This is a genomic window from Pseudomonas sp. 58(2021) (assembly GCF_017491585.1).
Lineage (GTDB): Bacteria > Pseudomonadota > Gammaproteobacteria > Pseudomonadales > Pseudomonadaceae > Aquipseudomonas > Aquipseudomonas fluorescens_BT.
In genome coordinates this window covers 58,961-81,101 of sequence record NZ_JAFGYZ010000010.1, presented here as the reverse complement: position 1 = coordinate 81,101, position 22,141 = coordinate 58,961, and the positions used below count along the sequence as shown (strand labels likewise).

Annotated in this window: 26 protein-coding genes and 1 pseudogene; 8 read left to right on the top strand and 19 right to left on the bottom strand. The window is 57.5% G+C overall.

The window, feature by feature from the left end; genetic code table 11:
- The first annotated feature begins 3 nt into the window (after positions 1–3).
- Positions 4–237, top strand: coding sequence for a hypothetical protein (locus J5M72_RS13625; RefSeq protein WP_169430564.1), 234 nt, complete (start codon positions 4–6; stop codon positions 235–237).
- A 38-nt stretch (positions 238–275) separates the two neighbouring features.
- On the opposite strand, the pseudogene J5M72_RS28940 reads toward J5M72_RS13625, so the two are convergent.
- Positions 276–425 (bottom strand): annotated as a pseudogene (locus J5M72_RS28940) (site-specific DNA-methyltransferase); the annotation flags it as partial.
- A gap of 577 nt (positions 426–1,002) precedes the next feature.
- Between J5M72_RS28940 and J5M72_RS13615 the strand changes: the two are divergent.
- On the top strand, positions 1,003–1,452 hold the full coding sequence (locus J5M72_RS13615; protein WP_207865796.1) for a hypothetical protein: 450 nt from the start codon (positions 1,003–1,005) through the stop codon (positions 1,450–1,452).
- A 369-nt stretch (positions 1,453–1,821) separates the two neighbouring features.
- On the opposite strand, the gene J5M72_RS13610 is transcribed toward J5M72_RS13615, so the two are convergent.
- From J5M72_RS13610 to J5M72_RS13565, 10 genes are all read right to left on the bottom strand, one after another.
- Positions 1,822–3,795 carry an acyltransferase family protein gene (locus J5M72_RS13610; protein WP_207865794.1) on the bottom strand — a complete coding sequence of 658 codons (1,974 nt, stop codon included), beginning with the start codon at positions 3,793–3,795 and terminating at the stop codon, positions 1,822–1,824.
- 557 nt (positions 3,796–4,352) lie between these two features.
- Positions 4,353–4,637: a hypothetical protein gene (locus tag J5M72_RS13605; RefSeq protein WP_207865792.1), complete on the bottom strand. Its 285-nt coding sequence runs from the start codon at positions 4,635–4,637 to the stop codon at positions 4,353–4,355.
- An 86-nt stretch (positions 4,638–4,723) separates the two neighbouring features.
- Positions 4,724–4,954 (bottom strand): hypothetical protein, encoded by a 231-nt coding sequence (locus J5M72_RS13600; RefSeq protein WP_207865790.1) that lies wholly within the window; start codon positions 4,952–4,954, stop codon positions 4,724–4,726.
- Positions 4,955–5,074: 120 nt separating this feature from the next.
- Positions 5,075–5,305 (bottom strand): hypothetical protein, encoded by a 231-nt coding sequence (locus tag J5M72_RS13595; RefSeq protein ID WP_169430559.1) that lies wholly within the window; start codon positions 5,303–5,305, stop codon positions 5,075–5,077.
- A 71-nt stretch (positions 5,306–5,376) separates the two neighbouring features.
- A complete protein-coding gene (locus J5M72_RS13590; RefSeq protein WP_207865944.1) occupies positions 5,377–7,014 on the bottom strand; it encodes an ATP-binding cassette domain-containing protein in 1,638 nt (545 codons plus the stop codon).
- 143 nt (positions 7,015–7,157) lie between these two features.
- Positions 7,158–8,195 carry a DNA topoisomerase IB gene (locus tag J5M72_RS13585; protein WP_207865788.1) on the bottom strand — a complete coding sequence of 346 codons (1,038 nt, stop codon included), beginning with the start codon at positions 8,193–8,195 and terminating at the stop codon, positions 7,158–7,160.
- A gap of 70 nt (positions 8,196–8,265) precedes the next feature.
- Entirely contained in the window at positions 8,266–9,345 is a 1,080-nt protein-coding gene (modC, locus tag J5M72_RS13580) for a molybdenum ABC transporter ATP-binding protein (protein WP_207865786.1), read from the bottom strand.
- Between the two features lie 3 nt (positions 9,346–9,348).
- Positions 9,349–10,029, bottom strand: coding sequence for a molybdate ABC transporter permease subunit (gene modB, locus J5M72_RS13575; RefSeq protein WP_207865784.1), 681 nt, complete (start codon positions 10,027–10,029; stop codon positions 9,349–9,351).
- On the bottom strand, positions 10,030–10,797 hold the full coding sequence (modA, locus tag J5M72_RS13570) for a molybdate ABC transporter substrate-binding protein (protein WP_207865782.1): 768 nt from the start codon (positions 10,795–10,797) through the stop codon (positions 10,030–10,032).
- 174 nt (positions 10,798–10,971) lie between these two features.
- On the bottom strand, positions 10,972–12,033 hold the full coding sequence (locus J5M72_RS13565) for a nitronate monooxygenase (protein WP_207865780.1): 1,062 nt from the start codon (positions 12,031–12,033) through the stop codon (positions 10,972–10,974).
- A gap of 256 nt (positions 12,034–12,289) precedes the next feature.
- Here J5M72_RS13565 and J5M72_RS13560 point away from each other — a divergent pair, with 256 nt between their 5' ends.
- Positions 12,290–13,273: an MDR family oxidoreductase gene (locus J5M72_RS13560; protein WP_207865778.1), complete on the top strand. Its 984-nt coding sequence runs from the start codon at positions 12,290–12,292 to the stop codon at positions 13,271–13,273.
- A 106-nt stretch (positions 13,274–13,379) separates the two neighbouring features.
- Here the strand turns inward: J5M72_RS13560 and ada are convergent, their stop codons facing one another.
- From ada to J5M72_RS13535, 5 genes are all read right to left on the bottom strand, one after another.
- Positions 13,380–14,447 (bottom strand): bifunctional DNA-binding transcriptional regulator/O6-methylguanine-DNA methyltransferase Ada, encoded by a 1,068-nt coding sequence (ada, locus tag J5M72_RS13555; protein WP_207865776.1) that lies wholly within the window; start codon positions 14,445–14,447, stop codon positions 13,380–13,382.
- 88 nt (positions 14,448–14,535) lie between these two features.
- Positions 14,536–15,192: a DNA oxidative demethylase AlkB gene (gene alkB, locus J5M72_RS13550; RefSeq protein ID WP_207865774.1), complete on the bottom strand. Its 657-nt coding sequence runs from the start codon at positions 15,190–15,192 to the stop codon at positions 14,536–14,538.
- A 5-nt stretch (positions 15,193–15,197) separates the two neighbouring features.
- Entirely contained in the window at positions 15,198–15,905 is a 708-nt protein-coding gene (locus tag J5M72_RS13545; protein WP_207865943.1) for a 2OG-Fe(II) oxygenase, read from the bottom strand.
- A 98-nt stretch (positions 15,906–16,003) separates the two neighbouring features.
- Positions 16,004–16,180 (bottom strand): hypothetical protein, encoded by a 177-nt coding sequence (locus J5M72_RS13540; protein WP_169430549.1) that lies wholly within the window; start codon positions 16,178–16,180, stop codon positions 16,004–16,006.
- 28 nt (positions 16,181–16,208) lie between these two features.
- A complete protein-coding gene (locus J5M72_RS13535) occupies positions 16,209–16,511 on the bottom strand; it encodes a DUF1883 domain-containing protein (RefSeq protein ID WP_039768744.1) in 303 nt (100 codons plus the stop codon).
- Positions 16,512–16,723: 212 nt separating this feature from the next.
- Here J5M72_RS13535 and J5M72_RS13530 point away from each other — a divergent pair, with 212 nt between their 5' ends.
- Together J5M72_RS13530 and J5M72_RS13525 are read left to right on the top strand one after the other, a co-directional pair.
- Positions 16,724–17,080, top strand: coding sequence for a hypothetical protein (locus J5M72_RS13530; RefSeq protein ID WP_169430548.1), 357 nt, complete (start codon positions 16,724–16,726; stop codon positions 17,078–17,080).
- Positions 17,081–17,152: 72 nt separating this feature from the next.
- Positions 17,153–17,383 (top strand): hypothetical protein, encoded by a 231-nt coding sequence (locus J5M72_RS13525; protein WP_169430547.1) that lies wholly within the window; start codon positions 17,153–17,155, stop codon positions 17,381–17,383.
- Positions 17,384–17,387: 4 nt separating this feature from the next.
- On the opposite strand, the gene J5M72_RS13520 is transcribed toward J5M72_RS13525, so the two are convergent.
- Together J5M72_RS13520 and J5M72_RS13515 are read right to left on the bottom strand one after the other, a co-directional pair.
- Complete coding sequence (locus J5M72_RS13520) at positions 17,388–17,684, bottom strand: hypothetical protein (protein WP_169430546.1); 297 nt, start codon at positions 17,682–17,684, stop codon at positions 17,388–17,390.
- A gap of 128 nt (positions 17,685–17,812) precedes the next feature.
- Entirely contained in the window at positions 17,813–18,001 is a 189-nt protein-coding gene (locus J5M72_RS13515) for a hypothetical protein (protein WP_096821531.1), read from the bottom strand.
- 247 nt (positions 18,002–18,248) lie between these two features.
- Between J5M72_RS13515 and galU the strand changes: the two genes are divergently transcribed.
- The 3 genes from galU to gorA all read left to right on the top strand — a co-directional run bounded on the left by galU (position 18,249) and on the right by gorA (position 21,040).
- Positions 18,249–19,088, top strand: a complete 840-nt coding sequence (gene galU / locus J5M72_RS13510) for a UTP--glucose-1-phosphate uridylyltransferase GalU (RefSeq protein ID WP_007912230.1) — start codon at positions 18,249–18,251, stop codon at positions 19,086–19,088.
- A 215-nt stretch (positions 19,089–19,303) separates the two neighbouring features.
- Positions 19,304–19,576: a hypothetical protein gene (locus tag J5M72_RS13505; protein ID WP_207865772.1), complete on the top strand. Its 273-nt coding sequence runs from the start codon at positions 19,304–19,306 to the stop codon at positions 19,574–19,576.
- A gap of 105 nt (positions 19,577–19,681) precedes the next feature.
- Positions 19,682–21,040 (top strand): glutathione-disulfide reductase, encoded by a 1,359-nt coding sequence (gorA, locus tag J5M72_RS13500; protein WP_207865770.1) that lies wholly within the window; start codon positions 19,682–19,684, stop codon positions 21,038–21,040.
- Here the strand turns inward: gorA and J5M72_RS13495 are convergent.
- A complete protein-coding gene (locus J5M72_RS13495) occupies positions 21,037–22,041 on the bottom strand; it encodes a DNA-binding protein (RefSeq protein WP_207865768.1) in 1,005 nt (334 codons plus the stop codon). The genes gorA and J5M72_RS13495 overlap by 4 nt on opposite strands.
- Positions 22,042–22,141 lie beyond the last annotated feature (100 nt).

Here is a 22,141-nt window from a genome sequence, read left to right as displayed (position 1 = left end):
AAAATGGCCGTTGTTCGTGAAAGTGCCTTACAAACTGCCCTCATATCTGTGCTGATCGCATCAGAAAGGTTTGGTGTAAATCTTGATGACTTGGTTGCTCACGCGCTTTCAATGACCAAGAGCTGCCCCCGTGAACCTTCGGTATCGGACTTTATTCCGACCCGTGCAAGCATCGAGTTGCAGAATGCCTATGATGCTGTTTTGAGGGGAAAGAGCGAGCCACTCAAGCAGGCATGAGTCCAGGCACGGCAATTTTGTCGTCAGGCTCTGGCGGATCAGGCGGCCGGCGCAGAATCGTGAATCACGTCCATCTGTGCCGCACCGTCGAGCCATGCCGCCGCTATCCGCTGTTCGGCCATGGCTGCATAGTCCGGGTTTCGTTCGCACAGGATCGATTTTCGGCCTTCCTGTATGGCGACCACCGCCTTGATCCTGCCACGGGCGCTGTCTTGACTATAGGTGCCATGCCCCCAGCCAACGCCGTTTGGCTTCCTGGCCACCGCTTTCATATTTCCGTTGCTACTCGGCAGGGTTTCTTCCTGGCCTATCTGCGCGTCGACGCTGTCATCCCGCAACTCGAAGTAGGGCGGTCTGGTCAAACAGCACTGCACTGACTGGTCGGGCATAGTCCACATCATGTCGATGCATTCACCGATCAATATAGGGTGGGAAGGGGCCATGGGCTGCTCCAGGTAGACCTATGAGGCTGGCGTATTGGCGTTTTATTCGGGAATGGTCTATTTGTTGATAGCTGGCATTAAGCTTGGATAAAGAGAAGTAAAAATGCTCGGGCGATGGACCAAGAGTTTGCGTGTGGACAGGGCGCCTGGCCGGCTGTTATATCAAGTCAGGGGGTTTTAGGGGGTAGACAGTTCTCATCATCTAAATTGATGGCGAACTGACGGAACCCGATCTATTTAATCTAGGTGTCTCGTCTTCCTGGAGGGCGATTTACTCAACCTGTGCGTTTGGATGAGTCGTGTAACTTAAATGGAGTTTTCTATGAGATTAATAGGTTTTCACGCTACTAGATCTGGACATAGGGCATCTTTGACAAGCGGTCTGAGAGTCGTGCCAGGGGCTTGGGATCATGCATCAGGCGGGGAGTTGGGAAGTGGATTTTATGTAATAAAATCCTTTAAAAAAACACCGGCCCTTTATACTTATGGATATGGGATTGCTTCTGCTGTTGTTCCTCGGGAGGGAGTTGATATATGGGCTGTATATTGCAATCGAGAGTTGATCGATATGGAGAACTTTGCGGTTCCAGAAGCTCAGCAGTGGCAAAACATACCTGCGGACTATTGCAATAATTATGATTGGCTGTCGAATGCCAGTGAAAACCCAGCTGTGCAGATCAAATTCAACCCTAGGGCTTATCGTCATCTAAAGATTGAGTTGACTCAGGTGTTGACTCTTGAACAGGCTGAAGATTTAGTGTTTGGTCCGTGATCGCTTTTATATTTATATGCTGGTCTGTTTTGGGTATGGATTAGATCAATCAATACGTGTTTCAGTGCGTGGATGTTTCTGGCCTCGTTTTTGTTCCGTTATCCCACGTTGGGGACTTTGACCGAGGTGCCGCGCCTGGCGAAGACCGCGGCGTCGGTTCGGGTCTCGCCGGGCTGGTGGCTGAATGCATTGTTCGTCGCGTCGTCCAGCCACGTGTGCCGGTGACCGACATTCTGGCCATGGCTCAGCAACCCAGAAATGTGCGGCGCCGCTCACATTTACGAAATATGGCGCCACTGTAACCGTGGGAAATTCGATCAGCGGGCCGCCCTGCGCCCAGTCCGTGCAGGGTGGGCCGCGATTTTGGGGTTAGTTGTTACTCTCGATTGCCTTAACCAAATAGGGTGCAACATATCGAGATCCATCGAAATTTAGATGGCTGTTATCGCTATAGAGCAAGCGTCCATCCTTCGCCAGATAGCAGCGATTTTCATCGCAAAGCTTGGTGGAAAGATCGAGTATTTTAACTTGCGGGAAGTCATTGGTTGCCGCTTCTACAAGCGCTTTGTAATCTGCGAAAGGCTGGTTTTTGTCGAATTGCTCGCGCGGGAAGGAGCAGCGATCAGTGTTCTTTGTAAGCCTGAAAGGGCGTTCGGTACACGCTGAGGGCGCGTAGGGCAGGACTGGGTTATCCAGCAAAACAATGATTTTTTTGTTTGCTTGCGTCAGTGCCGAGAAAGTCCGCTTCATTCCTTCAGTGAGAGCTTTCTTATAGTCGCCATTGGAGGGATCTCTCATGTCAGTGGCATCTTGATAAGAGCAAATCGGAAGGTGAGCCAGAATAACGACTTTGATTTTCGGGTCGTCAATTATGTAGTCATACGCGCGGTTTATAAGCTTGTAGGCGCCTTTCCTGACTTTCTGAGCATTTTTGTCTTGCTGAGCAGTGGCGACATCAATATAGGGCGCCGCACAGCTGGCTGCAAATACCGCAACCCCTTCGCTTGGCTTCAGCAGCTCGCTAATACCCAGAAATAGGTGGCCAGCATGAGAGTCGCCAACAATGGCAACGGAGTTGTCTGCCTCTCTCTGGAAGCGGCAGGCATTGTCCGTGATGCTAGTCCAATCCGGGAACCGTTTTTCACAGTTTGCCTGTGACAGAGCCATGGTTTGATAACTCTTTGTCAAGGCCATGGTTTGAGTCTCGTCAGCACTGCTTTGGCTGACAAGGCCCTTATAGCCAATGACCCCCGCCACCAGCATGACTGAAACCAGTGCGACGACTTTGCCCAATCTGCGGTTGCTGGTGCGGAATGGGGGTTCAACAAACTTGTATGTGAGCCATGCAAGTCCGATTGCGAGCAGGACTGCAGCCAGTCGTATTTCTCGGCCAGGCTCGTCGCTCTGAACAATCCTTGCAAACGACAGCAGTGGCCAATGCCACAGGTACAGCGGGAAGCTGATCAGACCGATAAATACCGCTAGTTTATTCGAAAGCAGGAAACGGTTGACGCGTGCTTGCGGACCCGCAGCAATCAACAGGACAGCTCCGGTAACCGGTGCAAGTGCAAACCAGCCGGGAAACGCGTCAGATTTATGGACAAAAAACATTGCCCAAACAACCAGGGCGAAACCAAGTACACCAGCCAGATCATCAAGCAATGCACGAAGTGGCGTCCGCGCTGTTGCCCCGCCGCCTTGAAGAGCGAGCCATGCCAGGATACTCCCTGCAAGCAGTTCCCATGCGCGACTCGGTAGCAGGAAGAATGTCGCAACAGGATTGCTGGTGACATGGGTGATATTGATGGCAAAGGACACAAGTGCGATCACGATGGTCACAGCCAACATGTTTGCGCGCAGTTTCCATGCTCCCCACAGCACCAGTGGCCAAATCAGGTAGAACTGCTCTTCAATAGCCAGAGACCAGAGATGTAACAGTGGTTTAAGTTCTGCGGCAGTGTCGAAATAACCACTTTCACTCCAGAATGCAAAGTTGGCGATGAACGTGGCGCCAGCAGTCACATGTTTGCCAAGTTGTCGATACTCATCATCGAGCAGTACGAGTTTGCCTATTATCAAACAAGATGCCAGAACAACGATTAGCGCGGGGAATATTCGACGTATCCGGCGAGAGTAGAAGTCGCTGAAGCTGAATGTGTCTTTTGCGAGACTTTGAAGTAGTATCGTACCGATCAGAAAACCGGATATCACGAAGAATACATCGACACCAACAAACCCACCGGGAAGTAAAGACGGGAAAGCATGGTAGATGACAACACCCAGAACGGCCAGGGCGCGCAGCCCATCAATATCCGGACGGTATTGGATGTTCGGATTACTCATAATTTTCCTATTGGTTTCAAAGCAGCTTGCCGTGAGGGGGGGAGATTCTAAAGAGTCGCTGCATGAATATTCAACTCTCCCAGCGTTTGGCTCGCTGATGATCCTTTCGATGACTTGTCTCGTGGAGTGGACTTGCACGCTATTTTTCATGCGAGCCCCTTTTGCCTTGCAATAATCATTCACCCCTTTTTCTACCGTTTGTTCACTTTAGAGACTTCCAGACTTCGGTCGAAGCGGTGCGCTTGGCATAAGCGCTGAAGTCGTTCGCAGGCCGCCCCAAAGCTTCGGGCCTGTCAGCTCATAGAGTTTTGCGGTGTGACCCGCAGCTGTGAGGGCCTGCACGGCGACACTCTGCGGTTGAATGTGAGTTGCCCTCATAAAAGTTGCGACGGGGTGACGGAGCGTTTCCGGCGCTGCCTGTAGATTCAAATGGTACTGGCACGGTGAGTTTCCAAAATTGAGGCGGACAAAAATTCACCATAGCATCGGCAGATCTGCACAGTGATAAACGCATTCGCAAAAAGGGCCGGGCAGGCCGGCCCGTTGTGAGGGGATGTCTAGACGAAGGCCTGGCCGGTAAAGCCCCTTGGCAAACGCTGAAGACCTGCCATGGCCGTCAGGCGGTCGATCCATTCAGAACGCCAATTTGATTCGTGGTGTGACGCCTTGGCATGACGCGCGGCCCGTCGTGCGGCATTGCGCTGGTCCTTGCGTGCATCCTTATAGGCTTCAGTATTGCGGCAGCTGCGGCATTTGACGCGATTGAGCTCGGAGCTCGCGCTGAGATTGTTGCCCTTGTGACCACAGGCAAGAAGCCCGTCGACTTTGAAATGAGTGACCATGAGACGTCTCCTTGGTGACGTGTAAAGGGTTTGACCTTTCACCACCAGGGACGTTCTTTGTAACTGACCACACGCAAATCAGCGGATTACCGGAAACGTGGCAGCGGCCGATCGACAGGTTTTAGCGATGACAGGGTGCTGCGGATCAGGGGAGTGTCCTTTTCAATGTCGTTCAGACGGTCACGGATACGCAGGGCGGTCGGGTGCCCGCCTTGATGATCGACCCAGTCGGCGATCTCTTTGCAGGCCGCGGCGAGGCGCGCTTCCCGGGCGTCGAGCAAGGTAAGAAGCGTGGTGATGGACTCTCTTTCGGACATGGAACACCTCCGTTCGGTAAACCGCTCTGAGGCAGCAAAAAGCCCGCGAAGCGCGAGCTCTCTGCCGTTGGGGCGCTGCTCCTTCAGCTCGTTTGAGTATAGACCCGTAAATGACAGCTATCAGCCGCAAGACTCATCGACGGTTACTCGGGCGCTGGCGGCATTGAGCCGCAGGCATTCTTGCCGGGCGTCTTCCTCGAGATCGTAGCCGTCGCCGATGAAGCCGCCGGTGCGGGTGTCGCTGATGCGATACCAGCCAATGGCTTCGGCAGGCTCATGAAGACTTTCTCCGGCGCGGCGACCGTGAATGATGATCTTGTTGCAATGCTTCACGACGAATATGTCTTCCATGGCGTCACCGCAGATGATGCGTGTCAGATCAACTATAGAAGCCCTGACCGATCATGCAAAAAATACACAGCTCAGTTTGTCGGCTGGAGCAACCAGCCTGAGGGGTGCCAGTGCAGGTTGTGCGTCGGGCGCAACGCTTGTCGGAATTTCTGGTCGTGTGAAACCACAACAATTGCTCCCGGAAATGTCTGCAAAGCCTGTTCAAAAGCTTCAACAGACGGCAGATCCAGATGATTGGTCGGCTCGTCGAGCAGCAACAGTTGTGCGGGAGTTTCCCTCCACAAGGCCAGCGCCAGTGCCGCTTTCAGTCGTTCGCCACCACTGAGTGAACCGCAAGGTTGCGTGGCGCGCCGGGCATCGAGCTGCAACTGAGCAAGGTAACTGCGCAGAGTGCCTTCACTCAGCGTCGAGCCTTGAGCTGTCAGCTGTTCAGTGATGGAGTGCTGCTCGTCCAGCAGATTCAGTTGCTGATCGAGAAATGCGCAAGGCACATGAGTCGTGCAATGTCCGGTGACAGCATGCAACTCCCCCGCGAGCATTTTCAGCAAGGTGGACTTGCCGCAGCCGTTTGGGCCACTGACAGCGATCCGCATCGGACCGCGCAACCAGAAGCTCAGTCTGCTTGTCGGCGCATCAGGCGGCAACCAGGGCAAACCTGCATCAATCACCGTACAGACCTGGCGCGCGGTCGGCACGCTGCTGCCCGGCAGGTTGACCAGCACACAATCCTCGGGGGTTACCTTGGCGTAGGCATCACGCACCTGAGCATTCAATTCGGATTTGCGTCGCTCATGTACAGAACGGACATGACCCATGATTTCGCGGGCGGCGCCCTTGATGGCGACGCGTTCGAAACTGGCGATGTTGGCCGTATCGGCATTGCGACTGGAGGTGGCCGCGTGTCGCTGTATGGTGTCGTGCTCGCGCCGCAACCTGATCTGTTCGCGATGGCGTTCGCTCCTGGCCTGATCGAGGCGAGCCTGCGCGGCCGCTTGATGAATTTTCTGCTGCTCTCGAAACGCCGAGTAGTTGCCACCAAACTCGTTCGCGCCTGCGGCGGTCAGCTCGACCGTGCGCTGCATGCAATCAAGCAATTGCCGATCATGACTGATGACGATCAACCCGCTTCGCCAACGTTCGAGCATGCCCAGTAGCCATTGCCGGCCGACAGCATCCAGATGGTTACTCGGCTCATCGAGAATCAACAGAGATGTGTGGTTTAAAAAGGCGCCAATCAGAGCAATGCGGGCCTGCTGACCACCACTCAGATTGCCGACCCGGTCGTCAAAGCCAGTCTTTGCCAGCCCTGCGTCATCCAGCAACCGTCGCAAACGTTCTGCGAAATCCCATTGTTCACCGACAATGTCGAAATCCTCGATTGAACCCTTGCCCTCGCTCAGACGATCAAGTGCCAGAAGAATGGCTGTGCTGCCTGTTGCGTCGGCGACTGTGAGGTTGGCTGGTACGACGGGGTTTTGTTCCATGTAGGCGGTTGTCACGGAGCAGACCACGCTACCGTTGGCTGGCTGTAAACGCCCGGCGATCAAGCGTCCCAGTACGCTTTTGCCGACGCCATTGCGCCCGACGATGGCGGTTGGTGTGTGGTCGAATTTCAGATTGATTTCATTGAAAATCGTCTCGCCATTGGCGAACTGGAAACCCAGTTGATTCAGGGAGACGAGGGCAGGCGTACGCGAGACGTGAGTCATCGGCACCTCCAAAAAATGTCGTGAACACTGACAAGCGCCTTGAAAGGCGTGTCGCGATTACATTTTTGAAGGCTTAGTTGTTCACTTCTGCGGTCATCCCGAGGAGGAGAAAGCCGCAAGCCTAGCCGAGACGTCTGCAGGGTTCAAGGTGCGGTTGCCATGTCGGCCATTCGCTCAAGAAACATTGCCAGGGCGACTTCCTCTGCGCGCAAGCCCTTGCGCACCCGAGGCCTTGGAAGTTCAGCCAGCGCGCCCAGCATGAACTGCTCGACCACAGCCGGGTGGATGTAGCACTTGCGACAGACCGCTGGCGTATTGCCCAGTTGCCGGGCGACGCCCTTGACCATCTCCAACACATGGCGTTTGGCCTCGCTTTCCGACTCCCATTGCAGCTCTCGCAATACCGCCAACGCCAGAGCACTGCCGGCCCAGGTGCGGTAGTCCTTGGCGGTGAAGTCTGCGCCGGTGAGGGTTTTCAGGTACGAGTTGACGTCTTGTGAACTGACGGTGTGCCGCTCGCCATTTTCATCCAGATACTGAAACAGATTTTGCCCCGGAATCTCCAGGCAGCGCTTGATGATTCGCGCCAGTCGCCGATCCTTCACGGTGATCTGATGCTCGATACCGCTCTTGCCCCGGAACTGGAACAGAATCGCGCTGCCATTGATCTCGACGTGCCGACTGCGCAATGTGGTGAGGCCGTATGACCGGTTATCCCGTGCGTATTGAGTGTTGCCGACACGGATCAGCGTGGCGTCAAGCAGTGTGATGACCGTGGCCATGACTTTGTCGCGGCTGAACCCCGGTGCTGCCAGCAGCGCTTCCAGTTGTTTGCGCAGCTTTGGCAACGCCATGCCGAACTCGCGCAGGCGCGAGTATTTGTCGGCATCGCGCACTTCACGCCAGCGTGGGTGATAGCGGTATTGTTTGCGCCCTCGAGCATCGCGGCCGGTGGCTTGCAGATGACCGTGAGGATCGGCGCAGATCCACACATCGGTATAGGCCGGCGGCACGGCCAGCGCATTGAGGCGTTTGACTTCGTCGGTATCGACGATTCGCTGTCCATGGGGGTCGAAGTAACAGAACTTGCCACGCAGCTTCTTGCGTGTGATTCCGGGTTGGGTGTCATCGACGTAATGCAGGTCCGAAGGCAACACTTCGGTCAGCGTGGCATCGGGCATGGCGGATTCCTTTGCGGCGGTCAACTGTTACAGCGATTGACCGCATGCCCTGCCAGTCGTGCGAACCGATTCAGGCCAGAACCGCGACTGCCTTGATCTGCGCCCACAATGCCTGGCCCGGATGCACGCCCAGTTGATCCCGCGAGTACCGTGTAATCCGCGCCAGCAGCGGCGTGCCACCGGCGTCAAGGCGAATCAGCACGTGCGCGGCATTGTCGGCAGGCATCTCGCTGACCACCCTGACCGGCAGTCGATTGAGAATGCTGCTGTGTTCGGTGTCGTGCAGCGTCAGGCTTATATCGCGGGCCTGTACTTTGCAGCGCAGTGCCTGGCCGACGTCCATCAGTGCGTGGGTCACGCGAATGCCCAGCAATGTGTCGGGCAATTGCAGGCAGAGCAACTGGTACTCGTGATCGTAGGAGATGACGTGCCCCTCGATGATCACTCCGGCGTCATCGCCCATCGCCAATGGCAGGTCCAGTCGGGCGAGGGTTTCCCCGATCGGGCCACTGGCCAATGCTTTGCCGTCTTCGAGCAACACCAGATGATCGGCCAGACGCGCCACTTCATCCTGAGCGTGGCTGACGTAAAGAACCGGTATATCGAGCTCGTCGTGCAGGCGTTGCAGGTAAGGCAGGATTTCACGTTTGCGCTGACTGTCGAGGGCTGCCAGAGGTTCGTCCATCAACAGCAATTTCGGACTGGTCAGCAAGGCGCGGGCGATGCCGACTCGCTGACGTTCGCCGCCGGACAGGTGCTGCGGATGACGTTCCAGCAAATGGCCGATCCCCAGCAGTTCGGTGGCTTGCGCCATGTCGACCCGGCGCTGGGTTCTTGCGATGCGTTTGAGGCCGAATTGCAGATTGGCCAACACCGAAAGGTGCGCAAACAGGCTGGCTTCCTGAAAGACATAGCCGAGCGAACGCTTGTGGGGCGGGACGAAAATCCCGTTATCGCTGTCCTGCCAGATTTCATCGTTGATTCTGATGAAGGCATGGGGAGCCCGTTCAAGTCCGGCAATACAGCGCAGGCAGGTGGTCTTGCCCGAACCGGACTGCCCGAACAGCGCGGTCACACCTCGCCCGGGCAGGCTTAGATCGACATCCAGGCCGAAGCCCGACCAGGCGAGTTTCAAGCGTGCTTCTATCATCGGTCAGCTCCAGCCTGAGCGCGACTTGCGGCTGGAATAGAGTGCCAGCAACACCAGGAACGAAAACACCAGCATGGCCCCGGCCAGCCAGTGTGCCTGCGAGTATTCCATGGCTTCGACGTGGTCGTAGATCTGTACCGAAACCACGCGGGTCTTGTCAGGAATATTGCCGCCGATCATCAGCACCACGCCGAATTCGCCCACGGTATGGGCGAAACCGAGGATTGCCGCGGTAACGAAACCCGGACGCGCGAGCGGCAGGATCACGCTGAAAAAAGTGTCCCAGGGATTGGCGCGCAAGGTGGCGGCCACTTCCAGTGGGCGAGTGCCGATGGCGGAAAAGGCGTTTTGTAACGGCTGCACCACAAAAGGCATGGAATAGAGCACCGAACCGATCACCAGCCCGGTGAAACTGAAGGTGAGCGTGCCAAGCCCCAGCCACTGGGTGAAATGGCCAAGAAAGCCATTCGGGCCCATTGCCAGCAACAGATAAAAACCGATGACGGTTGGCGGCAGCACCAAAGGCAAGGCGACGATGGCTCCGATGGGGCCGCGCAGCCAGGAACGGCTGCGCGACAACCACAGGGCAATCGGAGTGCCGATGACCAACAGGATCGCAGTGGTCAGAGACGCCAGTTTCAGGGTCAGCCAGATCGCCGCGAAATCGGCATTCGTCAGCGACATTTACAGCTGATAACCGTAGGACTTGATGACCGCAGCGGCTTTCGGGCTTTTGAGGTAATCAACCAGCGCCTTGGCAGCGGCGTTGTCCTTGCCTTTGTTCAGGATGACGGCGTCCTGCTTGATCGGGTCGTGCATGCTTGCCGGAACGATCCAGGCCGAGCCGCTGCTGACCTTGCCATCCTTGTAGATCTGCGAGAGGGCGACGAAGCCCAGTTCAGCGTTGCCAGTAGCAACGAACTGGTAGGCCTGGGTGATGTTCTGACCCTCGACGATCTTGGCTTTGGTCGCTTCAGTCAGTTTCAGCTTTTCCAGCACCTGAGTGGCAGCCAGGCCATAGGGCGCGGCTTTCGGGTTGGCAATGGACAGGTGCTGATACTCGTTTTTCTTCAGAACCTCGCCTTTCGCATCGACGTAACCTTCTTTAGCCGACCACAGCGCCAGGGTGCCAATGGCGTAGGTAAAGCGCGAGCCTTTGACGGTGTCGCCTTCTTTTTCCAGTTTTTCCGGCGTGGTGTCGTCAGCGGAGAGCAATACCTCGAATGGCGCGCCGTTCTTGATCTGGGTGTAGAACTGCCCGGTGGCACCATACGCGGCAACCAGTTTGTGCCCGGTGTCTTTTTCGAAATCGACGGCGATTGCCTGGATCGGTGCAGTGAAGTTGGCCGCGACGGCGACCTGCACTTCTTCGGCCTGAACAGCGCCAACGGCGAATACCGCAAGCAGGGAGGCCAGGCAGGCAGGGGCAAAACGTGAGGCACGAATGGTCATGTAACAGCTCCGTTGTTGGCAGGTGCAGCGGGCAGTTGTTGTTAGAGGGGTAGAGTGCGCCGATACGAGGGTCTGGCCCGCTATATATCTGAATATATAGCGAAATGCCGCTAAACGGAAAGTACTGGTTTCACATCAGGTGAGGGCGCGCAGCCTCTCACCCGATTGCGCTGGTTATCGAGCCAGTTTCGCCAGCGCGCCTTCAGCCAGTTGCCGGGTCAGTTCGGCGCTGCTCAGTTCCTTGCCCAGCGTGAACGCCTGGCCCGCCCACAGGTTGCTGAAGTCGGCTTCATCCTTGGCGCGCAGAGGCATCAGGGCGCCGCCAGCCAAGGGAAATGCGGGTGCCTTGCCCGACATCGGCCCCAGTTCGCGCATCACCCGGTTCAGGATCCCCCGTGCGGGACGCCCGGTGAACAGGTTGGTGACCGCTGTTTCGCTTTCTTTCGCTGTGCGCAACGCCTTGTGATGGGAAGCGCTGACTTTCGCCTCCGGAGTGAACAGGTAGGCCGTACCGACTTGCACCGCCGACGCGCCGAGCATGAAGGCGGCTGCAACCCCTCGTGCATCGGCGATCGCGCCGGCAGCGATCACCGGCACTTTGACCGCGTCGACGATTTGCGGAACGAGGGCAAAGGTTCCGACCTGGCTGCTCAGGTCATCGCTGAGAAACATGCCTCGATGCCCGCCGGCCTCGTAGCCCATGGCGATGATTGCGTCGCAACCGTTCTGTTCCAGCCAGATGGCTTCGTCGACGGTCGTCGCCGACGACAGGATTTTTGCCCCGGTGGCCTTGACCCGATCCAGCAGGGATTTTTCCGGCAGGCCGAAGTGGAAACTCACCACTTCAGGACGAAACTCTTCCAGCACTTCGCAGGCTGCTGCATCAAAAGGCGCACGATTGGAAACCGGCGTGGGAGCGTCGAAATCGGCACCGAGTTCGCGGTAGTAAGGTTCCAGCAGATTCTTCCAGTCCCGTGCCCGCTGTTCATCGGGAGCCGGCGGCTGGTGGCAGAAGAAATTGACGTTGAAGGGTTTGTCAGTGCCCTGGCGGATGGTCTTCAACTCTTCGCGCAGTTGCTCGATGCTCAACATTGCCGCCGGCATCGACCCCAGGCCACCTGCGTTGCACACGGCGATGACCATCGAAGACTGGGTGGCACCGGCCATCGGGCCCTGGATGATCGGCAGTTCGATGCCAAACAGGTCGAGAATGCGGGTATCTGGCCATTGGCTCATTGGAAAAGACTCCGAAAGACAAAACAGGGCTGGACGCTCGAGCCGGTTTTTTACCAGCAAAAGCGGGTCGAGGGCCAGCCGGGATTGTGGCTTCACGGTAATTCCGGTCAACGCCGACGCAATCCGCCACCTCCGCAGGAGTGGTTCATGAATCACCCGCCGGTTGCAGCGATTGGCGGAAAGTCGAGTGGGGCAAAATGTTGCGGTGTGCTATTTGAATGCCACAATCCCAGAATCCTTCCCCAGAGAGGCAGCCATGTTCAACGGCATTCTGATCGACAAAGACGACACCGGTTATCGCGCCAGCCTGCAGGAAATCGGCGAGCAGGAACTGCCCGAGGGCGATGTGACCGTGCGTGTGGCTTACAGCACGCTCAACTTCAAGGACGGACTGGCGATTACCGGCAGCAGTCCGGTGGTGCGCAAGTTCCCGATGGTGCCGGGGATCGATCTGGCCGGTACGGTAGACGTCAGCTCGCATCCGGACTACAAGGCTGGCGATCAAGTGTTGCTCAACGGCTGGGGCGTGGGAGAAAGCCACTGGGGCGGCCTGGCCCAGAAGGCGCGGCTCAACGGCGACTGGCTGATCCCGCAGCCCGAAGCGTTTTCCCCGGCACAAGCCATGGCCGTTGGCACGGCCGGTTACACCGCGATGCTGTGCATCATGGCGCTGGAACGTAACGGCGTGACGCCGGAGCAGGGTGAAGTACTGGTCACCGGCGCCAATGGCGGAGTCGGCAGCTTTGCCATCGCGTTGTTGCACACGCTGGGCTATCGGGTGGTGGCCTCCACGGGGCGGATCTCGGAGCATGCGTATCTTCAACAATTGGGCGCCAGCGAAATCATCGATCGCGCAACCTTGTCCGAACCTGGCAAACCATTGGCCAAGGAGCGCTGGGCGGCTGTCATCGATTCGGTCGGCAGCCATACCCTGGCCAACGCCTGCGCCAGTACCCGCGCCGAAGGTACGGTAGCGGCCTGCGGTCTGGCTCAGGGTATGGATTTCCCGGCGTCGGTGGCGCCGTTCATTCTGCGCGGGGTGACGCTGGCGGGGATCAACAGCGTGACTCAGCCCAAGGCACGACGGATCGAGGCCTGGGAGCGTCTGGCCAAGGATCTGGACTTTTCCTTGCTGCCTCTGATCAGTCACGAGATCGGCCTCGGCGAAGTGATTGAAGCGGCTCCGAAATTGCTCGCCGGCCAGTTGCGCGGACGGGTTGTCGTGGACGTCAATCGCTGACTGGGGGCGGATCTGGAAGCACTTCAAAACCCATCTGCAGCTTTCGCACCGCTACGCCACCAACTTCGAGGCCCATCCGGGCCCCGAGTCGGTGGCCATCTATTCGTCAAGAGCGGGTTTCCCGGGACAACAACTCACGCTTGCGTTCCACGCCCCAGCGATAGCCCGAAAGGTTACCGTCGCTGCGGACCACGCGGTGGCAAGGGATTGCTACCGCGAGGCTGTTGGCGCCGCAAGCCTGGGCCACCGCCCGAACCGCTTTGGGTGAGCCAATGCGCTGGGCGATATCGGCGTAACTGGCGGTGCTGCCAACCGGTATTTCGCACAGCGCCTGCCAGACCCGCTCCTGAAACGCGGTGCCCCGCACGTCCAGTGGCAGATCGAGGCCGATGGCCGGTGCTTCGATGAAACCGACGACATGGGCGATCAGTTGCTCGAACTCGGCATCAGCCCCGATCAGGTTTGCCCGGCGAAACTGATCCTGCAGGTCACAGACCAATTGATGCGGATCATCTCCCAGCAGAATCGCGCAGATTCCTCGCGCACTCTGGGCCACCAGAATGGCACCGAGCGAACACTGGCCCACCGCAAAACGAATGTCGTTGTTTTGCCCGGCAGCCCGGAAGTCGCCGGGTTTCATGCCCAGCAACTGGTCTGCTGTTTCATAGAAGCGGCTGTTGGAGTTGAAACCGGCGTCGTACAGCGCTTCGGTAACCGAGCTGCCATCCGCCAGGTGTTGCCGTACCCGACGAGACCGGTGCGCGGCAGCGTAGCCTTTGGGAGTCAGGCCGGTGGCGGCTTTGAAAACCCGATGGAAATGAAACGAACTCAGGCCAGCGGCTTGCGCGAGTTCATTGAGCGGCGGCAGGTTTTCGGCTGCTTCGATCTGGCGGCAGGCTGCCGCTACGGTCGCGGCATGTTGCGCGGCGATTTCGCTCTGATCCCTGCTCGCCCGTTTGCTGGGGCGATAACCCGCCGCTTCAGCTGCTTCGGCCGTGTCGAAGAACTCGACATTCTGCGGTTTCGGCAAGCGCGCCAGGCTGCTCGGGCGGCAATAGACGCCCGTGGTTTTGACGGCGTAGACAAATTGTCCATCCGCCCTTGGATCCCGTGCGACGACAGCGGCCCAGCGTGGATCGTCTTGAGTGCTCGAAGTGGTCGAAAGCGTTTTCATGATGGAGAGTCCGTTGACCTGTTGAATGTCAGGTTAACCAGTGCCGCCAACCGTAACACTCCGGCCCTTGCGGTCAAATTCCGCGAGGTTATCCCGCGGTGCGAAACGTCAGGTTGAAACGCTGTTCGCCCAGTTGCGGATGCCGACCGTGTCTGATCGGCAGGACGCCGTGGTAGCGCAGCCGGTCGACACCACCCCAGATCACCATGTCACCGTGCAGCAGCGAAATGCGCTGACTCCTGTCGCTGCGATTGAAGCCGCCGAACAGGAATGTCGCGGGCAAACCCAATGACAGGGAAACGATGGGCGCTGTGTAGGAGCTTTCGTCCTTGTCCTGATGCAAAGACATTTTTGCGCCGGGAATATAGCGGTTGATCAGGCAGGAATCCGGGACGAAACCGCAGAAGCCTGCCTGCAAGGCTGCTGTTTGCGCCAGTTCGCGAAACACGTCGGGCATCTGCGGCCAGGGCCGGTGGCTGATCGGATCTTCGGCCGAGTAGCGGTAACCGCCACGATCGGTGATCCAGCCAAGTGCGCCGCAACTGCTGGTGGCCACCGACATGCTGAACCCGCCAGGCGTCATCATGTGTCGCAACGGTGCGCGTTCGATGATCGACTCCAGAGCTGGCAGTAATCGTTCGGTACAGGACAGCGCGAAACCGCGCAGCACCCACGACTGCTCTCCAATCTGTTCAGAGCGGTGTGGCTGCTCGATGTCGGCGAAGAGGTCGAAATTGCTGTGCATGATGGTCAGATTGCGTCGTGAAAGATGATGCCCAGAGTATGCCGTTTTCCGCTGTGCAAGCGACTTACGCCGTGACGCATGGTGACGCGATAGTCGCCGCGCAGGCCTTTGACCGGGCGCTGGTTGACGGCAAAGATCAACGCATCGCCTTTCTTCAGATCCATCACCAGTGGGCGAGACTGCATTCTTGGGCGCTGTTCGGTCAGGACGAATTCACCACCGCTGAAATCCTCGCCAGGTTCTGACAGAAGAATCGCCACTTGCAGCGGGAATACGTGTTCGCCGTACAAATCCTGATGCAGACAGTTGTAGTCCTGAGGGCCGTATTGCAGCAAGAGCGGGGTAGGCCGCAGTTGACCGGCGGCATGGCAGCGCGCAAGAAAATCGCTGTGCAGGGGCGCAAACCGTTCCGGTATTGCCATTCGTTCATGCCAGCGGTTGGCCAAGGGGACCAGGCGCGCGTAAAGCGCACTGCGCAGGTGCTCCACCAATGGCGGCAGCGGGTAGCGCAGATACTTGTATTCGCCGCGCCCGAAACCGTGGCGGGCCATGATCACCTGCGAGCGGAACGGCTCGCTTTGCGGGTAAAGCGCACTCAGGCGATCGCAGGTTTGCGGGCGTAACAAACAACGGATGACGGTACAGCCGTCCTGATCCAGCTGTTGTTCCAGTGCGACCCAGTCGAGCGTATCGAGGGGAGAGTCGGGTGACATCGGCATACTGATTCCTTGGCTTGCGTCCAGGCGATCAGTCTAGGCAACCCGCGAGGCCGGAACACTCCGGCGCTTGCGGTCGAATTGTCATCCGCGTCTTACAACGCCTTGCTGACGCTGATGTCGCTGATCACGTCTTCGCTTTGGCCGTGCAGGGCGTCCAGCGCAGCCTTGGCTTCTTCCGGCGTGCCGTTCTCCAGCTGGGCGAATTCGAAGCGCCGCTCGCCGTTCAATTTGTACTTGATGACATATTTGGTCGTTTGGGCCACGGTCATGCTTACCTGATTGTATTGATGGGGTCGATCAGCTGAGCTTCGAGCTGGAACGGCGGATGATCTTGATCGAGTGCGTCAGGGTCGGCTTGCGAGTCACGCTGATTGCGCGGCGGCTGACGGTGTCGATGGTGATGTTCCAGAAACCGGTGCTCGGCGCGGTGATACGGGCAGGAAATGTGTCGAACGCGCCGCCGTGATAGGTGTGACGACCGCCGTTCTTGAAGCTGCGGAAGTTGGCGTCGTTCATCAGACGGATGTTGCAGGTTTGCGAGCACTGGATGACGACGATGTCGTCTTCGTTGAGATGCTCGCGCTGGTGAATAAATTTCATGGTCGCCTCCAGAAGGGCTTTTTCTACAAAATCAAAACGATAGCAAGATCAATTGGCGGCAGTTTATCAGTCCGGACAGGTTATTATCCGGCCGTCGAGCGCTGCTTTGACAATTAAAAACAGTTATTCGCGATTCCATGTGCGTTAAATGCAATAGACCTCGGAGAAAAACGGCATTCAGGCTGTCCGAGGGTCTTTATAGGAGATTCTGTATGAAGTGGGGTGTGGTCATTGTGCCGTTTGCATTGGCGATGGGTGGTTGCGCAAGTGTTTCGCAGATCAATGAAACGCTGCCGACCATGAACGTCATTTCCGGCAAAAAACCCCACGAGTACGCACAGTGTCTGGCCGACAAGCTGGCCCAAAGCCGCGGGGCCCTGCAAATGGAGCCGCACAAGGACGGCGTCAGGGTGATCGTGCCGGGGAAATTGTCGTCCGGCCCGGCGGCGGTGTTTGACATCGAGGATCGCTCTGGCGGTAGCAGCATCAAGTTGCATGAGCGCATGTCCAATGTGCCGATACGTCCACGGGATGTACGCAATGCAGCCACGGCGTGCATTTCCGGCTGATAAACTGTCAGTCACCGGTATCGATGCCGTCCAGGTCACGCCTGGACGGCATTTTCATTTCAGGAGACGTGCATGAAGCGAGAACAGGTGCGCGAGCGCCATAGAGAGGGGCTGATTGAAGCCACCCATGTGATCCAGAATCCGGCGAACCCGGGTGAATGGATCGTATTTTTCAAGAAGAGCGCCGGACGCAGTTATTTTCTGGTGGATGAAAACGACGAAGTCGAATCCTTCGACCGGCTCGACGATCTGATCGAGGTGGTACGCGGACTGGGTATCAAGTTCGCCGAGATTCACATGTAGGCCCTTACTTGCAGACCACCACAACACTGCGATTCTTGTAATTGCCGACGTCGACACCCAGCGTCTTGTCACTTTCTTTTGGCGCCGGCGTGCCGTCGGTTCCGACGATGCGGTAGCCAGTGCCGGCGCAGGAAGCATCGGCCTTTTCATAGCAGGCGGCCCAGGAATTGGCCTCACCGGAGCAGTCGATGCTCAGGCCTTGTTCACCATTGTTCAGATAAGTCGTTTCGGAAGTGGCGCAGCCGGCCAGGGCCAGAAGTGCAATCAGTGGCAGCATGCGGTGCAGGGTACGGGTGGTCATGGCGATGTCGTCTTCGGAAGGAGAGGGCTAGACGCTATGACAGCGCCGGTGTGAAAAGGTTATAGCGATTGGCCACGTCTTTGTGTGCGGGCCAAAAAAAGCCCTGCGCAGTGGCAGGGCCTGTTTGATCAGTCCTGATCCTTCCCGCGACGCTTCGGTGCAGGAGGTGTGTAATCAAGCACCGCGGCTACCTCAATTGCCATCGCTTCAGTGGGCAATGGGCCGGATACATCTTCGCCGTTGGCGGCGGTGATATGCCACTGGCCATCTTTTGCCTTGGCGACGGTGTACCCGTTGATGATTTTTGCTGCGGACATCTAGCGGCCTCGTTGGCTGGTTCAAAGGCTTCATGATAACGGGAAACGGGCGAACGGGCGCGGGTCGATGCGGTGTTCCTGAATCTTTGGGCTACGCTCAATGCGCAGCTTCTGCGTGCGGATTGAACTATCCGCCAGAATATTTCTCTATGTTGACATCGGTTAGCCAGTGCGGGGCATTGTAAGGTGCACGCCGCCTGATTAGACTGCGCCGAAACTCGTACACACAGCCCTTTCAAGGACTTATATGATCAAGAAATGCTTGTTCCCAGCAGCCGGTTACGGTACTCGCTTCCTTCCAGCGACTAAGGCCATGCCCAAAGAAATGCTGCCGGTGGTAAACAAGCCACTGATCCAGTACGGCGTCGAAGAAGCTCTGGATGCTGGTCTGACTGAGATCTCCATCGTGACCGGCCGTGGCAAGCGTGCTCTGGAAGACCACTTCGACATCAGCTACGAGCTGGAAAACCAGATCAAAGGCACCGACAAGGAAAAATACCTGGTTGGTATCCGCAAACTGTTGGACGAGTGCTCGTTCTCCTACACCCGTCAGACTGAAATGAAAGGCCTGGGTCATGCGATCCTGACCGGTCGTCCGCTGATCGGCGATGAGCCGTTCGCCGTAGTGCTGGCGGACGACCTGTGCGTCAACCTCGAAGGCGACGGCGTGCTGACCCAGATGGTCAAGCTGTACAAGCAGTTCCGCTGCTCGATCATTGCCATTCAGGAAGTCGATCCGCAAGAAACCAGCAAGTACGGCGTAATCGCCGGCGAGATGATCCGCGACGACATCTACCGCGTACACAGCATGGTCGAGAAGCCAAAGCCGGAAGATGCTCCGTCGAACCTGGCGATCATCGGTCGTTATATCCTGACCCCGGACATCTTCGACCTGATCGAACAGACCGAGCCAGGGAAGGGTGGTGAAATCCAGATCACCGACGCCCTGATGAAACAAGCCCAGAACGGTTGCGTAATGGCCTACAAGTTCAAGGGCAAGCGTTTCGACTGCGGTGGTGCTGAAGGCTACATCGAGGCAACCAACTTCTGCTTCGAAAACTTCTACAAGACTGGCAAGGCCTACTGATAGCGCCTGATCTGTCTGAAGGTGCGTCACACGGTCTGAATCGTGTGACGCTAAAAACAAACGCCCCGACATGTTCGGGGCGTTTGCGTTTGTGGGGAGAAATAGTGCATCTCGATTCGATACGCGATGCAACGTCAAACAAATGTTCGATTGTCAGCTGACATATTCGCTGCTGAACTGACTCGTCTTCGCCAGGGAGGTGCGAAGGAGAGCGTTTGACAGCTCACTACCGAGCAGACCTGCAGCTTCCAGCGTTTTTGAGCGATGTTCAGACGATGCTGGCAAGTGAAACGCTGGCTGGCGCTCATCATGTGGCGACGGGGTTGGCGGGGGATCAAGCGCAACAGTTGATGCAGCAGGCGGGAAGTGCATTTGCGGGCGGAATTGCATTGGCATCGTGGCTCGCTTTCGGCCTGGCGCTCGTAGCGATTCTGATCGCCTGGCATACGTTGCGGCTGCCAAAAATTCAACCGGCAGAAAGCCATTAATCAAATGCTAACGGTAGCACCTCCCGGTATTGCCCGTCCCTGTGCAGTAGAGACTTGCTCAATAAGCGTCTGCGGGTATGCTGATCGCCTGCCGAGGAGATAGAAATGGCCTACGATTTTGACCTTTATGTGATTGGTGCCGGTTCCGGCGGTGTACGGGCTGCGCGTTTTGCTGCCGGGTTCGGTGCGAAAGTGGCGGTGGCCGAGAGCCGTTATCTGGGCGGTACCTGCGTCAACGTCGGTTGCGTACCGAAAAAACTGTTGGTGTACGGCGCCCATTTTGCCGAAGACTTCGAACAGTCCTCGGGTTTTGGCTGGAATCTGGGCGAGGCGGATTTCGATTGGGCCACGCTGATTGCCAACAAGGATCGCGAGATCAATCGCCTGAACGGCATTTATCGCAATCTGCTGGTCAACAGCGGCGTGACCCTGCATGAGGCTCACGCGAAAATCGTTGGTCCGCACGAAGTCGAGGTCAATGGCGAGCGATACACCGCGAAGAATATTCTGATCGCCACCGGTGGCTGGCCGCAGATCCCCGAGATTCCGGGGCATGAGCATGCGATCAGCTCGAACCAGGCGTTCTTCCTCAAAGAGCTGCCCAAGCGTGTACTGGTCGTCGGTGGCGGTTACATCGCCGTCGAATTTGCCGGAATCTTCCATGGTCTGGGCGCCAACACGACGTTGCTGTATCGCGGCGATCTGTTCCTGCGCGGTTTTGACGGTTCGGTACGTAACCATCTCAAGGAAGAGCTGACCAAGCGCGGCATGGATCTGCAGTTCAATGCCGATATCGAGCGGATCGACAAGCAGGTGGATGGCAGCCTGAAAGCGACCCTCAGGGATGGTCGCGTGCTGGAGGCCGATTGCGTGTTCTACGCCACCGGCCGACGTCCGATGCTGGACAACCTGGGGCTGGAAAACACTGATGTGCAGCTCGACGACAAAGGCTTCATCAAGGTCGATGAACAATATCAGACCACTGAGCCATCAATTCTGGCGTTGGGCGATGTCATCGGTCGTGTGCAGTTGACGCCGGTGGCGCTGGCTGAAGGCATGGCGGTGGCGCGGCGTCTGTTCAAGCCTGAGCAATACCGCCCGGTGGATTACAAGATGATCCCGACGGCAGTGTTCAGTCTGCCGAATATCGGCACCGTCGGCCTGACCGAAGAAGAGGCCCGGGAAGCGGGTCACGACGTGGTGATCTACGAAAGCCGTTTCCGCCCGATGAAGCTGACCCTGACGGACTGCCAGGAGCGCACACTGATGAAGCTGGTGGTCGATGGCAAATCTGACAAGGTGCTGGGCTGTCACATGGTTGGTCCGGATGCCGGCGAGATCGTGCAGGGGCTGGCAATTGCGTTGAAGGCTGGCGCCACCAAGCGTGACTTCGACGACACCATCGGGGTGCACCCGACGGCGGCCGAAGAGTTTGTCACGATGCGTACGCCGGTCGGCGTTTAAGTCTTTTTCGGTTCTGCTGCGTCTGGCGCTGCCGCAACGGTGGTAGCCAGGCGCAGGCTGTCTTGCACCTTGGTCAATTCCTTCTCCAATGACTGATTGAGCTGCGACTGCTCGTCGACGCTCTGCTTGAGCGTCTGGCTCTCCAGCAGCGCCACGCGCAGGCGTTCCTGGAGGAGGGTGCGCTCGCTGTCGACACGCGTCGCTTGCTCCAGCAATTGATCCTGACGCTGATTGCTGTGCTTGAGCTGATCCTGCATCAGGCTCAGTTCGCGCATGGTGCCGCGATTCTCGGTCAGCAGGCGTTCGTTGTCGCGGTGCAGCTGGGTGATCTCGTCCTGGCGTACCAGCGCGCTTTGTTGCGCCTGGCGCAACTCCATCTGCAACTGCTGAACCTGAGTTTCGTGACGGCTTTGCTCCTGCTCGCGCTGTTCCTTGATGGCGTTGCGGTAGTGCTCAAGCGCATCACGGGCGTGCAGGTGTTTTTCTTCCAGCGAGCGGATCTGCTCGTCCTTGTCCTGCAGGCGCAATTCAAAATCGGCCAGCGCCTGATTCAGTCCGGCGTTGCGGGTCTGCTCGGTCTGCAGCATCGAGCGGGTATCGCTCAGGGCTTCGGATTCCTTGGCCAGCGCGGCAGCCTGGATGTCGTGCTTCTTCTCCAGTTGCGCATGGTCCTGACGAAGCTGATTCAGCTCGTCCTCCAGTGCCTGACGCTGTTGCTCGTACTGCTCGCGAGCCTGGTCAATCGGCTCCTGTGCCTGTTCTTTCAGGCGTTGCGCCAGGCGCGTGACGAGGGCGAGGAGTTCGTCATCGACAGGTTCTGCCGACGGATCGGCCGGTTCGCTGCCGTCATCCAGTTCCTTCAGATAACGATGAATCGTGGTTTTGGAACCCGTATTGCCCAGCTCGATGCGTACTGCGTCGATGCTGGGGTGTTCGCCACGGGCGAGGATCGCTGCGCGCGCGATCTGGACTACTGCTTTGTTAACGCCGCCACGGGCCATATGTGCTCCTACGATTACGTACTGTGGTACATGCCACCAAAGTACGAAGTGTACCATGCCGGAAATAAAGTTAAATGTTTCAAGATAAACGGGCGGGATA